The sequence below is a fragment of the Mesorhizobium sp. M2A.F.Ca.ET.043.05.1.1 genome (assembly GCF_003952445.1).
Taxonomy (GTDB): Bacteria; Pseudomonadota; Alphaproteobacteria; order Rhizobiales; family Rhizobiaceae; genus Mesorhizobium.
This window is the reverse complement of sequence record NZ_CP034446.1, coordinates 628471-645592: the sequence shown is the minus strand read 5'-3', so window position 1 is coordinate 645592 and position 17122 is coordinate 628471. Positions and strand designations below refer to the sequence as shown.

Annotated in this window: 5 protein-coding genes; 3 read left to right on the top strand and 2 right to left on the bottom strand. The window is 66.1% G+C overall.

Annotated features, from left to right (window positions below):
• Nucleotides 1-164: 164 nt before the first annotated feature.
• Nucleotides 165-6218, bottom strand: coding sequence for a translocation/assembly module TamB domain-containing protein (locus EJ069_RS03035; RefSeq protein WP_126060020.1), 6054 nt, complete (start codon nt 6216-6218; stop codon nt 165-167).
• Nucleotides 6219-6220: 2 nt separating this feature from the next.
• Complete coding sequence (locus tag EJ069_RS03030; RefSeq protein ID WP_126060019.1) at nt 6221-8149, bottom strand: autotransporter assembly complex family protein; 1929 nt, start codon at nt 8147-8149, stop codon at nt 6221-6223.
• A gap of 279 nt (nt 8150-8428) precedes the next feature.
• Between EJ069_RS03030 and EJ069_RS03025 the strand changes: the two genes are divergently transcribed.
• The 3 genes from EJ069_RS03025 (at nt 8429) to EJ069_RS03015 (ending at nt 17045) form a co-directional block, all read left to right on the top strand.
• On the top strand, nt 8429-13909 hold the full coding sequence (locus tag EJ069_RS03025; RefSeq protein WP_126060018.1) for an alpha-2-macroglobulin family protein: 5481 nt from the start codon (nt 8429-8431) through the stop codon (nt 13907-13909).
• A 75-nt stretch (nt 13910-13984) separates the two neighbouring features.
• Complete coding sequence (pbpC, locus tag EJ069_RS03020; RefSeq protein WP_189476145.1) at nt 13985-16075, top strand: penicillin-binding protein 1C; 2091 nt, start codon at nt 13985-13987, stop codon at nt 16073-16075.
• A 211-nt stretch (nt 16076-16286) separates the two neighbouring features.
• Nucleotides 16287-17045: a M15 family metallopeptidase gene (locus EJ069_RS03015; protein WP_245456426.1), complete on the top strand. Its 759-nt coding sequence runs from the start codon at nt 16287-16289 to the stop codon at nt 17043-17045.
• The last annotated feature ends 77 nt before the right edge of the window (nt 17046-17122 follow it).

The window sequence follows — 17122 nt, the reverse complement described above, 5'->3', positions numbered from 1 at the left end:
AACCCGGTTCGCGCGATAGCGACAGTCTTGACGCAAATTTGTTATCGCGACGCGGATTCGCTAAAAAATCCCCGCGGGCGATTAAATCAATACATTTATAAGGATAGGAGCCCCGTACCGGCGGTCGCCCCTGGTTCGCTTGGCCAATGCGGCGCGGCGCAACTTCAATATTCGCGTTCGTAAAAGACGCCGCCCTTGGCCTCGCCGGCGTCATTGGCTTCCCCGCGCAGCTTCACCCCGCGACCGACATTGAGGTCGATCGTGGCCTTGCCGGAACCCGGTTTGTCGCCCTTCTGGATGGTCACATAGGTACGGTCGTTGAGGTATTTGCCGGCCGAAACCGCGGTACCGCCCTTCTCGTCCGTCGTCACGTCGAGATCGTCGACGCCGATGGCGCTTTGCAGGTTCTCGAGCAGCGAGGTCGAACCGCCGACGCCGGCCAGTTGCGCGGCGGCGCTGGCAAGTTGCGCGATCTGCAGCGGTGACAGCTTGGACATGGATTGACCGAAGATGAGCTGTGCCAGGATCTCGTCCTGGGGCAGCGCCGGCACGGAGGAGAACGTGAACTTCGGATTGGTCGCCTCGCCTGAGACGACGACCGTGACTGTGGCGGAGCTCGTCGTCGTGGTCGCCGTCAAGTTGAGATAGGGCACCAGCGACCCCTGGAACCCGATCGTGCCATCGGTGAAGGTCAGTCGCTTGGAAAGGATGATCAGTCGTCCGCGCTGCAGGGTGAAGGTGCCGATCGCCCTCGGCGCCGAAGCGGGGCCTGTCAGCTTCAGCGAGCCGCCCAGTTCGGCGTCGACACCCCTGCCCTGGATGAATATCTGGTTCGGCGCGTTGACCGTAACGTCGAGTGTCAGGCCGCTGCCGCTGTTGCTGCTGCCGCCGGACGTCGCCGGGCGCAGCGCCTTGTCCTGCGCCCGCACGGACGCCGGCGCGTTCTTGTGCTTCACATCCAGGGCCGAGAGCGACCCCGGCAGCTTTTCCGGGACGGTGATGACCGTCCTCGCCAGGTTGATCGTGCCGGCAACCACCGGCGCCGAGACGAGCGGCCCCTTGACGGTCAGGTCGCCGCCGAGATTGGCGGTCACCACCCGGCCGTCAGTGTAGCGGCCGTCGGTGAGCTTGATCGACAGGTCGGCCGGGAAGCCCTGCGCCGGATTGATGCCCACGGTGCCGCTCGCCGACAGGCTGCCGCGCGTCGACAGCGTGCCGGTCAGGCGGTTGATCCTGGCCACCCCGCCGCCGATCGAGACGTCGGCGGCGATGTCGTTCACCGCCAGGCCGGAACGCGCATCGATAAGGCGCGCGCCGGATGTCGTGACTTTGCCGCTGATAACCGGCGCGGATGCAGGACCACGCACCTGCACATCGACATTGGCGGTGCCGTTGAGCGCCAGCCCTTGCGCGGCGAGCTTTGCGGCCAGGAACGAGAACGGCACCTTGCCGTTGAAGTCGAGCGCCAAGGTTGGCGTGCCTGCCGTCGTCACCGAGCCGCCGCCCTTGAGGCCGAGGCCGGCGCCGTCGCTGATGTTGGCGTCGAAGGCGAGCTTGTTGCCGGCAAAAGTGCCGGATGACGACACATTCATGCCGCCAAGGCCGGCGCCACGCGTCTGCGAGGTCTGCACGCCGGCGGCATCGATCTTGAAGGCGACCGAGGGGGTCGAAGGCTGGCCGGTCACCTTGACCGTGCCCGAGATCGAACCGGCCGCGTCGAGACCCGGCGAGAAACTGTTGGCGAGCGAGATTGGCACCCGAGCCAGGTTGGCGTTGATGTCGAGCCCCTGCGCGACCTTGCCAGTCACCGTTGTCGTGCCGCCGCCGAGGTTGAGCACCAGCCGGTCGAGCGTGGTCACGCCATTGGCGATGGTCACCGTCGAGGCCTGCGCGATCGCGGCCTTGATGCCCTGCACGGTCGCCTGGCCGGAGGCGAGCTCGATGGTCGTGGTTCCGTTCGCCACTTTCACGCGTCCGGCGGCTTTGGCCGGGATGTTCTTGACGGTGGCCCCGCCGGAAAAACCGGTCCAGTCGCCGTCGCGCTTGAGATCGACATCGATGCCTGTGATGGCGGTGCCGCCGGAAGTCACGCTCTCCGCCCGCACCGTGCCGGCGATCACCGGTGCTGCCATATAGTTCGCGATCTGCGCGTCGATGGCGACATTCCTGGCGGAAAGATTGCCGCGCTTGATCTCCGAGGTGTTCGCCTTGACCGCGACATTCGGCCCGTTGGCCGCCTTGGTAAAGGCGATCGTGCCGCGCACATTGCCTTCGGCCTTTTCCAAGGCCAGCGCAGCGAGCGGTCCGATATCTGGCAGGTCGAGCGAAACGGTGCCCACCGGCACGAAAGCATCGTCGAGCGCGAGATCGCCGGAAATCTTGTTCGGCCCGAGCGACAGCAGAAGCCCGTTGATCGCGCGGCTGCCATTGGTCGTGGCGAGCACCGCGCTGCCTTGTAAATTCTGCCCGGCGACAGTGCCGGTGAGCTGCACATTGGCTGCCGGATTGGCGGCATCGGCCTTGCCGGTGGCTGTCAGCTTCAACCCGGTGATCTCGCGCGCCGCCACGAGGAGCCGGTCGCTGTCCACCGTCATCGACAGGTCGGGCGCGGTGACCGGGCCTTGCGCGTTGAGGGCGAAAGTGATGACGCCCTTTGCGTCTTTCGAGAGCCCTGAAACGTCGCTCAACGCGCCCCTGATGCCGGCGGCCAGCTTGCCGTCGGCAAGGCTCGCCTGGCCGTCGGCGCTGAGTGCGCCTGAATTGAGCTTGAGGCCGTCTATATTGACATTGCCATTGGCATCGCGCTTCAGCGCACCGCTCAACTGCACCGTCTCGCCAAGCATGCCGCGCGCCGCAGCCGGCAAGGCGGAAGACGCGACCTCGGCCCTCATATTGAGGTCGACGGCGCCGTCGCCCAGCGATACCCGGCCGGCGACCTGGCTGTTGAGCGCATCGCTGGTCAGCGAGCCGCTGTCGAGGGCGACGGAATCGGGAGCCAGGCGCCCATTGACCTTGGCGACCACCTTGCCGGCGATCAGCGGTGCGATCAACGGATTGTCGAGGCCGATCCTGTCCAACGAGACCGTGCCGGAGACCGGGCCTGCCCGTCCCTTGAGGTCGAAAGCATCCGAATGCAGCGCGAGCGTCAGGCCATCCACTTTCGCCTGACTGGCGACGATGGACGGCAGGATGGCGGACACATCGAGCCGCGCTCGCGTGCTTTCGCCCGCCATCTTCGTCGACAGGGACTGGACTTCAACCTTGACCGGGCTGTCGGCGCGGCCGAGCGTCAGCGGCAGGCTGGGCCCCGATGACAAAAGATCGAGGGAGAAGTCGCTGGCGCCGTTGGGATTGAGGGTGCCGGCGGCCTTGCCTGAAATCCCTTCGCCCGACAGCGTGGCGTGATCCAGGGCGACGCCGCCCGCCAGCGTGTAGCTGCCGGCAGCGTCCAGATCCAGCGGCCCGAGCCCCGCCTGCCGGGTCTGGCTGGTCTCGGCGCCCGCCACCTTGGCGTTGAACTGGATGTCAGGGTTGGACGATGGGCCCGTGACGTGCGCGGTGCCCTCAAGCGTTCCGGCCCCGTCGAGGCCCGGCACGAAATCATTGCCGAGTGCCAGCGGCAGGTTGGCGAGATTGGCCGTCACGTCCAGGGTCTCACCGGCGCTGCCGGAAACCGTCGCCGAGCCGCCGCCGAGGTTGAGCGCGAGCTTCTCGATTATCGTCACGCCATTGGCGATCGAAAGGCGGGATGGCTCGGCGATAGCCGCCTTGATCCCGCGCACTGTCGCCTCGCCGGACGTGATTTCCACGCTTGTCGTGCCATCGGCGATCTTAACCCGCCCGGTGGCGGTGGCCGGAATGCCGGACGCCGTGGCGCCGCCGGTAAAGTTGGTCCAGTCGCCATCGCGCTTCAAATCGATGCCGATGTCGCTGATGACCGTGCTGCCGGAGGTCACATCGTCGGCCTTGATCGTGCCCGAGATCGCCGGCCCCTTAAGATAGTTGGCGATCAGCGCGTTGACGGTGATGGCTTTCGCCGCCAGGGCGCCACGCGCGATCGAGGTGCTCGCCGCATTGATGGTGACGGTCGGCGCCTCGCCCTCCTTGGCGAAGGCGATCGTGCCGTTGATGTCGCCGGTGGCGGTCTGGTTTGCCAGCGCGGCGAGCGGCCCAATATCGGGCACGGCAAGCGTCAGCGTGCCGAGCGGCAGGAACTTGTCGTCGAGCGCGAGATCGCCCGAAACCTTGTTGTCGCCGAGCGCCAGACTGAGCCCTTTGATCGATCGCTTGCCATCGGCGGTCACCAGCGAAGCCTCGACGTCGAGCGCCTGCCCCTCGGCATTGCCGGTCAACGAGAGGTCGGCGGTCGGATTGGCGACATCGGCCTTGCCCTTGGCCGAGAGCTTGATGTCCTTCACGGTGCGGCCCGCCGCCGTCAGGCTGGCGCTGTCGGCCGACACCGTGAAATCCGGCGCCAGACGCGGACCGCTTGCCGTCAGCGCGAAATTGACTCCGCCCGCAAGCGGCGTGCCGGCAAGCGACGACAGCGGCGAGACGTCACCCAACGTGCCCTTGACGCTGGCCTGGAGGTCCGATCTCTGCATGCTGCCGGTGCCGCTGGCGCTGAGCGAGCCGGAGCTGATCTCCAGCGAGTTGGCGGCGAACGCGCCTTGCGGATCGCGCGTGGCGCTGGCCGAGAATTGCACCCGCTCGCCGAGCAGCGAGCTGATCTGCGGCGGCAATGCCTTGGAGTCGGCGTCGGCATTCATTTTCAGCGTCATCGACAGGTCTGCCAGCGCCACATTTGCCGTCAGCCCGGCATTGAGCGCATCGCTGCGCAAGGTGCCTTTGTCGATGGCCACGGTTTCGCGGCTGATCGTGCCGGAAAGATCGGCCGCGAGCTTGCCGGTCACCAGCGGCGCCAGCGTGGCGACGTCGGTCTTCAGCCCGGCGGCGGCAAGCTTGATGCTGAGCGGTCCGCTGCGGTTTTCGATGTCGAAGCCGTCGGAATGGATCGCACCGGTAATATTGTTGAGCTGGGTGCCGCCGACGGCGACGGAGGTGAGCGACGTGCCGATATCGACCATCGGCGCCTTGCCGTCGCCGAAGGCGCGCACCGTGGCCTTCTCGACGGCGACCAGGATCGGCACGGCGCTGTTGCCGACATCGATGGTGACGGGCTTGTCCTTGGCGGCAAGCTCGACGGCCAGGTCGCTGGCGCCCTTCGGATCGACATTGCCGGTCGCGGTGCCGTGCACGGACTCGCTCTCGATGATGGCCTGCTCGATATCGACCCCGCCCGCCGTGGTCGCCGTGCCGGCGAGGTCGAAGCTCGTCTTGCCGGCGAACAGCGATTTTATCTTCTCCGGCAGGAACGCTTCGAACTCGCCATCGCCCTTGGCCTCGATGCGGTGGCCCTTGTCGGTCAGCTGGTGCCGGCCGGTCAGCTGGCTGACGATCCGGCCATCGACCATGAAGGTGCCGACGCCGCTCCAATTGGCCAACGGCCCGCTGCCGGTGACGACGATGTTGACGGGCGGCGCATCCGGCAGCTTGAGCAGATTGGCGATGATGCCGCCGGCCGGCTCCGACGCCTTGAGATCGAGGTCGAGCTTGTTGTCGGCCGGCGCGAAGTGGATCTTGGTGTCGACATTGCCTTGCTTGCCGTCGTGGCGGGAGACATTGAGCACGCTTTCGATCGCCAGCGGCGACGGATCGGCCTTGAGCGAGCCTTTGGCTGCCAGCTCGGCGATGCCGCTGCCGGCAAGCTCTTGCCCAAGCGCGATCTCCGGCAGGTCGATCTGCTTCACGTCGATAGACACTGGCAGGCTGGACGAGGCGCCCTGCGATGGCTGCTGGCTCGGCTGCGGCAGCCGCGCCAGCTCGATCCGCTCGGCGGCGAAGCGGTCGGCATTGAAATTCCGGGAGAGCAGCGCCGTCGGCGACCAGTCGAGCGCCACCTTGCGCGCCACCATCCAGGGCCCGGCGCGGTCTTCCAGCACGACATGGTCGACCCTGAGCGCGCCCGACCATATGCCTTCGATACCGGCGACCGTAACCTTCCGGTCCTCGCTCGAGGCCAGCTTCGAGATCAGGCCGGCGAGGTTCTGGCGGCCGCCTTCGGTGCCGGTCAGGACGACGAGAGCGCCGATCGCCACTACCAGCAACACGAGCAGCGTGTAGATAACAATGCGGAGGATGCGCCAGAAAATCTTCATCGTCAGAACGCCTGGCCGATGCCGGCATAGATGCCGAAATGCGGATCGCCCGGATCGCGGTTGAGCGGCACCGCCGCGTCGATGCGCAGCGGCCCGAACGGGGTGATATAGCGCAGGCCAACGCCGGCGCCGACCTTTACATTCGAGAAATCGGGGAAGGATTTGGTCGAGACCGTGCCCGCATCGACGAACGGCACGATGCCGATCGTGTCGGTGACGCCGATGCGCATCTCGACCGAGGTTTCGAAGAAGGAGAGGCCGCCGATCGGCTGCCCGTCGATGTCCTTCGGACCGATGCCCTGGTAGGAATAGCCGCGCACCGAGCCGCCGCCGCCGGAATAGAAGCGCCGGTCGGCCGGCACGTTCTGCAACCCGGTGCCGACGATTGAGCCCAGCGTCGCCCGTTCGGCGAGCACGAACCGGCTTGCCGTGTCCAGCGACTGATAGGTGTAGCCCTCGCCCTTCAGCTTCAGGAAGGTCGCGCCGTTCAATATGTCGTAGCTCGGCTCGGCATAGGCGAGGAAGCGGAAGCCTCTGGTCGGGTTCAGCTTGTTGTCGCGGTTGTCATAGACATATTGCAGCGGCACGCTGGCGATCAGATAGGTATGCTTGCCGAAAGTGTCGGTGATCCTCGAATAATCGAGGTCGAATTCGGCCGAGACCCTCTGCTGCTTGTCGAGGTCGTAGGAAACGCCGACGTCGCCCTTCACGGAGAAATGGTCATAGGCGTCGGGATGTTCGAACACCGTCTTTACGCCGGCGAAGAATTTCGACGTCGGCCCGAGCACGCCCGGCTTCTCGAACATGACGCCGGCATTATAGTTGAGCGCTGAAAGGCTGTTGCTGCCGATGCCGCTGATCGAACCGTCGATGCGCAGCTTTTCGGCCTGGCCGAACAGGTTGCGGTGTCCCCAATAGCCTTCTAGCCCCAGCCCTTCCGTATTCGAAAACGTGCCGCCGAGGCCGAAAAAGCGTGGCTTGCGCTCGCTGACCTGGACGTCGATCGGGATGTTGCCGTTGGCGTCGAGGCTGTCGCCTTCCTTGATGGTCACGCTGTTGAAGACCTCGAGGCCGAGCAGCCGGTCGCGGGCATCATCGATTTCCTGCGGCGAATATTGCTGGCCGCGCTTCAGCCCGGTCATGTATTCGGTGAAGTCGCGATCGACCTTTTCCGTGCCATCGACCGTGGTGTCGCCATAGCCGGCGACCGGGCCGGCGGCCACCGTCAGCGTCACGTCCAGCGTCGAGCTGGAGTGCTCGGCCACGATCTCGCGGTCTGTGATCTTTGCAAGCGGCCTGCCCTCTTCTTTCAGCGCCCGCACGATCAGGGCCTCAGCCTTGAGCACGGCGCCGGAGCTGGCATCGCCGCCGGCGATCAGCCCGAAATCGGCGCTTGCCAACCCGGCGGCATCGCCCTTCAGCCGGATATTGCCCAGCGTGAATTTCGCCCCCGGCGCGACGCTGACGACGACCGGAATGGGCTGCGGCCCCTTGAATTCGGCGTCCGGCGGCAACTCGTCAATCGACTTGCCGTCGATCGTGATCGTGACCACACCCTCGTAGCGGGCATCGGCGTAGAGCGCGGCGACCAGTTGTTCGCGGTCGCCGCGCGCCTTGGCCATCAGGCCGAGCGATCCCGACACCGGATGATCCTCGTCGTTCTTTAGCGCCGAGGCGTTTTCGAGCTTTTTCATCAGATCCTTGTCGGCATCCGGCGCGTCGATGGTCACCGAATAGCGCAGCGGGTCGACGATATCGGCGTCCTCGTCCTTTGACGAGCCCCAGAGCTTGATGCCGAAAATCTCGAAAGCCGCCGCCGGACGCGCCTCGCCGGCCAGCATTGCGGCGCAAAACAGCACGAAAAGCAGGGCGCGCGGAAGCCCGCGCCCTGGCGCGACCCCTCCTGACATCTGCGTTTCATGCGCCGGCATTAAGACAACCTAGTCGACAAAACTAAAATTGGAATGAAGTTCCGAAATGTTCGTAAAGGGGCCACAATCCAATTGTCTGAAATAGACCGGGCTTGGAATTCACACCTTTTGCGATTCCGCAAGAAAGTGTGATCCGTCTCATAGAGGTTCTGTCGAAATACCGGCCTTTGGCCGGTTTGGAAACCGTTCGCGGGTGATAAACCCGCGGCGCTCCCGGGCGTTGACAAGCCTGCACGAAGCTTGATCATGCCCGGACGCTGGCAATGTCTGGAGGGTGATATGGCAATGCGCGCGGCTCGTGGTCTCTTTTACCTTCTTCTCATCTTTTTCGCCCTGGGCGGGGCGGCGCTTGCGGCCGAAGCCCGGCGAATCGTGACGACCGACAATTCCGACTATTTCGGTTTCGACCTGAGGTCGGAGCAGAATGTCAGCCTCGACCAGTGCAAGACCACGTGCCTGGGCGATACCGCCTGCCGCGCCTTCACCTACAACACCAAGGCCAAATGGTGCTTTCTCAAATCCGACTATAACCAGTTGAAATCCTTCACCGGCGCCGTTGCCGGCAAGGTCGCGAATGTCGACGGCGACCCCGATATCGGCGCCCCGCCGGCGCTGGCCTTTTTCCCGAACTGGATGGCCGACCAGGCCCAGCAGTTCCGCAACAAGCTGACCGATCCAGCCTATGACAAGCCGACCGAAGGCCTTGCTGCCCTGCAGGCCGCCGCCGAGCAGGCCTCGCTCACCGGCGACCATCGCCTTGCCATGCAGAAATACCAAGCCGCGATCTCCGTTCTGCCCGATGACGGCGCGCTCTGGCTGGCGCTGGCGCGCGAGATACTCGCCGTGGAGCCGGCGTCGAACACCACTGAACCCGCGACCTTCCCGATGAACGCCACGTCGGCGGCCTTCAACGGCTACAAGCTGGTGCGCACGGCAAAGACCCGCGCCGAGGCGCTGGCGCTGCTTGGCGCCGGCCTCGACAAGCGCGATCTCTACCGGCCGTCGCTGCAGGCCTATGAGGCGAGCCTTGCGCTGGTGAGTTCGCCGGCCGTCCAGGCCGACTATGCCGACCTCAAGGCGCGCAAGGGTTTCCGCGTCGTCGAGCATACCGTCGATGCCGACTCCTCCTCGCCGCGCATCTGCGCCCAGTTTTCCGAGGAACTGGTCAAGACCGGCGTCGACTATGCGCAATTCGTGACCGTCGACAACGCCGCGCCAAAAGCCGTCGAGGCCAAGGACAAGCAGATCTGCGTCGAGGGTCTGGAACACGGCCAGCATTATGACGTGACCTTCCGCGCCGGCCTGCCGGCCGCGATCGGTGAAACGATCGCCGCGCCCGTCGTGCTGTCGATCTACGTCCAGGACCGCGCTCCGTCCGCCCGCTTCACCGGCGACAGCTTCGTGCTGCCGGCGGGCGCCCGTCGCGGCATTCCGGTCGTCACGGTCAACATGAATGCCGCCAAGATGACGCTCTACCGCATCGGTGATCGTTCCCTGGCGCAGCTTCTGTCCGGCTATCAGTTCCTGCATCAGCTCGATGGCTACGATATTTCCACCATTTCCGACCAGATGGGCGAGCCCGTCTGGTCGGGCACGCTCGACATCGCCAACGATCTCAACAAGGAGGTGACCACCTCTTTCCCGGTTGATGAGGCGATCCCGCAGCGCAAGCCCGGCGTCTACGTCCTGACCGCGCAGCCTGTCGACGACAAGAGTGACGATTACGGCTCACGCGCCACGCAGTGGTTCGTGGTCTCCGACATCGGCCTTTCCACCTATACCGGCCAGGACGGTCTCAACGTCTTTGCCCGTTCGCTGGGCTCGGCCAAGCCGATTCCCGGCGCCGAACTGACGCTGCTTGCCAGGAACAACGAGATCCTTGGCACCGCGACCACCGACGCCGAAGGCCACGCCGTCTTCAATCCAGGCCTCACCCGCGGCGAAAACGGCATGGTGCCGGCCGTGCTGATGGCCAAGCAGGGCGACAACGACTTCGTCTTCCTCGACATGGGCAAGGCCGGTTTCGACCTGTCCGATCGCGGCGTCGAGGGGCGCGCCTCGCCCGGCGCGCTCGACGTCTATGCCTGGACGGAGCGCGGCATCTACCGCGCAGGCGAGGATGTTCACGTCGCGGCGCTTGCCCGCGACGGCGCGGCAAAGGCGGTCGAGAACCTGCCGCTGACCTTCATCTTCACCCGTCCCGACGGCGTCGAGAACCGGCGCATCGTCAGCAATGGCGAGTCCGCCGGCGGCCATGCCGTCGACCTGCCGCTCGAGGCCAACGCCATGCGCGGCACCTGGACGGTGTCGATCTACACCGATCCCAAGCAGTCGCCGGTCGCCAGCCAGATGTTCCTGGTCGAGGACTTCGTGCCGGATCGCATCGAATTCGACCTGACCGCCGACAAGAAGGAGATCGCCCAGGGCGAGACCGCCAACGCCACCGTCGACGGCCGCTTCCTCTATGGCGCGCCGGCCGCGGGCCTGGCGCTGGAAGGCGAGATGACGCTGTCGACCACGAGCAGCTGGGACAGCTTCAAGGACTTCACCTTCGGCCTCGCCGACGAGCAGTCGAGCGAGCCGACCGTGACGCCCCTCGCCAATCTTCCCGTCGTCGGCGACGACGGCAAGGCGACCTTCCCGATCACCGTCGACCAGTTGCCGTCGACCACCAAGCTAGTCAACGCCAAGGTCACAGTGCGCATGCGCGAAGCCGGCGGCCGCGCCGTCGAGCGCTCGCTCGACATCGGCGTTCGCCCGCAGCGCGACGTCATCGGCATCCGCCCGGATTTCGAAGGCGACGAGGTGCCGCAAGGCGGAACAGCCAAGTTCAGCATCATCGCCGTCGATCCGAACGGCAAGCGCGAGGACCTGAAAGGCGCCCAGTGGTCGCTGGTCAAGGTCGAGCGGAACTATCAGTGGTACCGCTCCAACAATTCCTGGAATTACGAGGCGGTCAACCTCACCAAGGCCGTCGCCAATGGTGCGGTCGATCTCAAGGCCGATGGCGAGGCGACCGTGTCGCTGCCCGTCGACTGGGGCCGCTACCGGCTCGAGGTCGAGACGGCTGACCCGGATGGTCCGGCGACCAGCTATGAGTTCGACGCCGGCTGGTATGTCGCCTCGACCACCACCGAGACGCCCGACGGCCTGGAGATCGCCCTCGACAAGGACAGCTACGCCGCCGGCGAAGTCGCCAAGCTGAAGGTCTCGCCGCATTTTGCCGGCGAACTTCTGGTCACCATCGGCGCCGAGAAGCTGTTGAAGACCGTCACCGCTTCGGTGCCGGTCGGCGGCAGCACCGTCGACATCCCGGTCGGCGAAGACTGGGGCGCCGGCGCCTATGTCACGGCCACCTTGTTCCGGCCGGGCGACGCGCAGGAATCGCGCATGCCGGCCCGAGCCATCGGCATCCAGTGGCTGGCGGTCGACCCGGGTTCGAAGAAGCTCGCAGTCTCGCTGACGCCGCCGGAAAAGACCCTGCCGCGCCAGCAGCTATCGATCCCCGTTGCGGTCAACGGCGCTCAGCCGGGCACCAACGCCTATGTGATGGTGGCTGCCGTCGATGTCGGCATCCTCAACCTCACCAACTACAAGGCGCCCGATCCTGAGGACTGGTTCTTCGGCCAGCGCATGCTGGGCTTGGAGATCCGCGACCTCTATGGCCGCCTGATCGACGGCTCGCTCGGCACGATGGGCAAGATACGCACCGGCGGCGACGGCGCCAACATGCAGGCGCAAGGCAGCCCGCCGACCGAAAAGCTGGTCGCCTTCTTCTCCGGCCCGGTCGAGCTCGACGCCAACGGCAGCGCGCGGATCGACTTCGACATCCCGCAATTCAACGGCACCGTTCGCGTCATGGCGGTCGCCTGGACCAAGGAGGCCGTCGGCCATGCCCAGACCGACGTCATCGTGCGCGATCCGGTGGTGATCACCGCCGGCCTGCCGCGATTCCTGGCGCCGGGCGACGCGGCGACCATGCGCCTCGACATAGCCGACACCGATGGCCCGGCCGGCGACTACGCGCTGTCCATCACCACCACCGGCGACCTTTCGACCGGCGACAAGCCGTTGCCGGAAAAACTGACGCTCGCCCAGGGCAAGCGCCAGTCGCTCACCTTCCCGCTGGTCGCCAGGACCGCGGGCGACGCCTCCGTCACCGTCAAGCTCGCCCATGCCGACGGCACCCAGGTCGAGCAGACGCTCTATCTGCCGGTGCGGCCGGCGCAGCTTCCGGTCACCAACCGCATGGTTGTCGACCTGAAGCCGCATGGCGGCTCGCTGCGGGTCGACAAGGAGCTGCTTGCCGCCAGCGTGCTCGACGGCGCTTCGGTCAGCATCGGCGTCTCTCAGTCATCCGCGCTCGACGTGCCGTCGCTGCTGATGAGCCTCGACCGCTACCCCTATGGCTGCGCCGAGCAGACCACCAGCCGCGCCATGCCGCTGCTCTATGTCAACGACATGGCCAAGAGCATCGGCATGGAGAGCGATCCGGACCTGCATCAACGCATCCAGGACGCCATCTACAAGGTGCTGTCCTACCAGTCGGCAAGCGGCAGCTTCGGCCTCTGGGGGCCGGGCTCCGGCGATCTGTGGCTCGATGCCTATGTCAGCGAGTTCCTGACCCGCGCGCGCGAGGAAAAGTACGATGTGCCGGCGCTGGCGATGAACCAGGCGCTGAGCAACCTGCAGAACTCGCTCGGCTACGACCAGGACGTCCAGGACAAGGGCAGCGATATCGCTTACGCGCTCTATGTGCTCGCCCGCAACAAGAAGGCCTCGATAGGCGACCTGCGCTACTACGCCGACACGCAACTCGAAGCTTTCTCCAGCCCGATGGCGGTCGCGCAACTGGCGGCGAGCCTGGCGCTCTACGGCGACACGCAGCGTTCGGAATCGACCTTCCAGACGGCGCTCAGGCTGGCGCAGGCTGAAACCGACTACGACTGGTACCGCTCCGACTATGGCTCGCGGCTGCGTGACGGCGCGGCGATACTGGCGCTGGCGGCGGAATCGAAGCCGGTGCCGAGCATCATGCCGCAGCTGATCAAGCTGGTCGGCGTGGCACGCGCCGATGCCCGCTGGACGAGCACCCAGGACGAATCCTGGATGCTGCTTGCCGCGCGGGCGCTGAAGCAAGGCAATGATTCCATAACGCTTTCCGTCAATGGCGCGCCGCATTCGGGCGGCTATTCCGACCAGGTCGCCGGCAGTGACCTCGTCGACAGCCCGCTTACCATCGCCAACACCGGCGCGACGCCGCTGCAGGCGGTGGTGACCGCAGTCGCCGCCCCGGTCGATCCGCTGCCCGCCGGCGGCGACGGCTTCACCATCGACCGCACCTATTACAAGCTCGACGGCACCGAGGCCAATGTCACCGAAGCAAGGCAGAACGAGCGCTATGTGGTCGTGCTCAAGGTCTATGAGCAAAACAAGTGGCCGTCGCGGCTGCTGATCACCGATCTGTTGCCGGCCGGCTTCGAGATCGACAATCCGAGCCTGGTTTCCAGCGCGCAATTGTCGAACTTCTCCTGGCTGGCGCAGACTGACGCCGCGCATCTGGAGTTCCGCGACGACCGCTTTGTCGCCGCCTTCAATCCCAATGAAGGGGACGGCGACCGCAACATCACGTTGGCCTATGTCGTGCGCGCGGTGACCCCGGGCACCTACGCCCATCCGGCGGCGACGGTGGAGGATATGTACCGGCCGCAATATTCGGCCCGCACCGCCACCGGCGTGATGGAGGTGAAGGCGGAATAGCGAGGTCGCCGGCCTATCCTTCTCCCCGTCACCATACGGGGAGAAGGTGCCGGCAGGCGGGTGAGGGGCAGCACCATGCTCTCCAGAAAAGTCATCAGACGCACCGCGATCGCAGGCATCTCGCTTGCTTGCGTTGCGGCACTTTCCCTCGTCGCGCTCTGGGAACTCGACCGCGCCTTCCCGCCGCCGCTGCCGGCAAAGCTGACGGTCTCGACCGAGGTGCAGGACCGCGACGGCCAGTTGCTGCGCGCCTTCGCGACGCCCGACGGCTACTGGCGGCTCGAGACCCGCCTCGACCAGGTGGACAAGCAATTCGTCGACATGCTGGTCACCTATGAAGACAAGCGCTTCTGGGACCACCGCGGCGTGGACCTGTTGGCGCTGTGCCGCGCCGCCGGACAGCTCCTCACCAGCGGCCACATCGTGTCGGGCGGCTCGACGCTCTCGATGCAGCTTGCCCGGCTGATCGAGCCGCGCGACAGCCGCAGCCTCGGCTCCAAGCTCAAGCAGATGCTGCGCGCCATCCAGATCGAGCGGCGGCTCACCAAGCAGGAAATCCTCGAACGCTATCTGACGCTGGCGCCCTATGGCGGTAATCTCGAGGGCGTTCGCGCCGCCTCGCTCGCCTATTTCGGCAAGGAGCCGAAGCGGCTGACCGTTTCGGAAGCCGCCCTTCTCGTCGCGCTGCCGCAATTGCCGGAAAAGCGCCGGCCCGACCGCAATCTCGGCATCGCGCACGCCGCGCGCGACCGCGTGCTGACCCGCATGGTCTCGGCCGGCCTGCTCGGCGAGCGCGAGGCGCAGCGCGCGGCGCTCGACGACGTCTCCGGCCTGCGCAGAAAACTGCCGGCGCTGGCCGCGCACGCCTCCTACGCCATGCTGCCAAAGGCCGTGCCCGGCAAACCGCTGCAGCTCACCATCCGTCGGAGTGTGCAGCAAGGGCTGGAACAGGTGGCGAGGGATGCCGCCAGGAAGCTCGGCCCGAAACTTTCCATCGCCATGGTGCTGGCCGACGCCCGCACCGGCGACATCCTCGGCGAAGTCGGCTCGGCCGATTTCTTCGACGCCAGCCGCTCCGGCTGGATCGACATGACCAGGGTGGTGCGCTCACCCGGTTCGACGCTGAAGCCTTTCATCTACGGCTTGGCCTTCGAGCAGGGGCTGGTGGCGCAGGAGATGATCATCGAGGACAGCCCGGCCGATTTCGGCGGCTACCGGCCGAAGAATTTCGACATGGGCTACCAGGGCGACGTCTCTATCCGCCAGGCGCTGCAATTGTCGCTCAACGTGCCGGCGATCCGGGTGCTCGACGCCGTCGGCCCGGCGCGGCTGACGGCGCGCTTCCGCCAGGCCGGCGTCAACCCGACCCTGCCGCCCAACGAAGCGCCCGGCCTGGCGATCGGGCTTGGCGGCGTCGGCGTGACCTTGCGCGACCTGGTACAGCTGTATACCGGGCTCGCCAATGGCGGCAAGATGCACACGCTGCATGACGGCACCGAGCCGGCCAATGCCGAGCGCACCACTGCCACCATCCTCGACGACCAGGCTGCCTGGCAGATCAACGATATCCTGTCCGGCGTGAAACCGCCGGAAGGCGCCATGCAGCGCGGCATCGCCTACAAGACCGGCACCTCCTATGGCTACCGCGATGCCTGGTCCGTAGGCTTCGACGGCCGCTACGTGCTGGGCGTGTGGGTCGGCCGCGCCGATGCCAGCCCCGTCCCCGGCCTGTCCGGCTATGTCTCCGCCGCGCCGATCCTGTTCGAAGGCTTCGTCCGTTCCGGTCTCGCCAGCGTGCCGCTGCCCGGCCGGCCGCCGGGTGTCTTCAATCCCAAGCGCGAGGAATTGCCGGTGACGCTCGCCCGCTTCGGCGCCGGCGCCGACGGTTTGGTGCAGGCCACCGCCACCGAGCCGGCGCCTACCATCATCTTCCCGCCCAATGGCGCGCGCGTCGACCTCGGCACCAACTCCGCCGACGCCACGCCGCTGGTGCTGAAGCTGCAGGGCGGCCGCGCGCCGTTCCGCTGGCTCGCCAACGGCAAGCCGCTCGCCGGCATCGACCGCCGCCGCACCGCGACCTGGCAGCCCGACGGCACCGGCTATTCGACGCTGACGGTAATCGACGCCGCCGGCCGCGCTGCCAGCGTGAAGGTTTTCGTTGAGTAGGATGCGGCAAGCGATTCAGGGGATTGCGCTTCTCGAGGCTTGGTCGCGCGTAGTTTCTCCGCTGAGGTCCGGTGCGAGGCCCCCCTCTCTGGCCTGCCGGCCATCTCCCCCTCAAGGGGGGAGATTATTCGCTTCGCGGCTTTCGCTAGTCTTCAACGCAGGAAGCACGAGCGCGGCGCCCAAACTGCCAATCTCCCCCCTTGAGGGGGAGATGCCCGGCAGGGCAGAGAGGGGGGCCTCGCGCCATACCTTTCCATTAGGAGTTGCTCTGGCCGCAGCGCTAGCCCTCCTATCCGCAACTCCCACCCCAGCCCTTGCCGATCCTCTGCCCCCTGGCTTCGTCAGGCTGGCCGATATCGATCCGACCATCCGCCAGGACATCCGCTACGCCGGCCGCCAAAATTTCCTGCACCGCGAGGTCAACGGTTATGACGCGTCCGTCTGCATCCTGACCACGCAAGCGGCGAAGGCGCTGTCCAGCGTCCAGAAAACCATGACCGCCAAAGGCTTGACGCTGATCGTCTTCGACTGCTACCGGTCCGCCCGCGCCGTTGCCGACATGGGCAAATGGACGCGAGAAGCCGGCCCGCCGGATCCGCAGTGGTATCCGACCGTCCGGCGTGGCGATCTTATCGCCAAGGGCTATGTCGGCGAATTGTCCAGCCATTCGCGCGGCTCGACCGTCGACCTCGCTATCGCTGAGCCCGGCAAGAAAGGCACCACTCATCCCGCCTGCGGCGCGCCTGACGGCGACACGCTCGACTTCGGCACCGGTTTCGACTGCTTCGATCCGATGAGCGAGACGTCGCACCGCCCGCTCTCCGCCAAGGCGGCGGCGAACCGAAAGATGCTGCTTGCCGCCATGCACGCCGCCGGCTTCCGCAATTACGCGCGCGAATGGTGGCACTTCACCCTCGCCAAAGAGCCTTTTCCAAAACAGCGCTTCGATTTCCCGGTCACCGCGCCTTAACCGGGAACGATCCAGCCTTGCCCAAACCGTCGCCGGTTCTAATTAGGCGGGCTGGCAGGGATTCCTGATGTCGCCGG

Coding starts and splice junctions, on each gene's coding strand:
- EJ069_RS03035 (WP_126060020.1), bottom strand. CDS start 6,218: ATGAAGATTTTCTGGCGCATCCTCCGCATTGTTATCTACACGCTGCTC.
- EJ069_RS03030 (WP_126060019.1), bottom strand. CDS start 8,149: ATGCCGGCGCATGAAACGCAGATGTCAGGAGGGGTCGCGCCAGGGCGC.
- EJ069_RS03025 (WP_126060018.1), top strand. CDS start 8,429: ATGGCAATGCGCGCGGCTCGTGGTCTCTTTTACCTTCTTCTCATCTTT.
- pbpC (WP_189476145.1), top strand. CDS start 13,985: ATGCTCTCCAGAAAAGTCATCAGACGCACCGCGATCGCAGGCATCTCG.
- EJ069_RS03015 (WP_245456426.1), top strand. CDS start 16,287: ATGCCCGGCAGGGCAGAGAGGGGGGCCTCGCGCCATACCTTTCCATTA.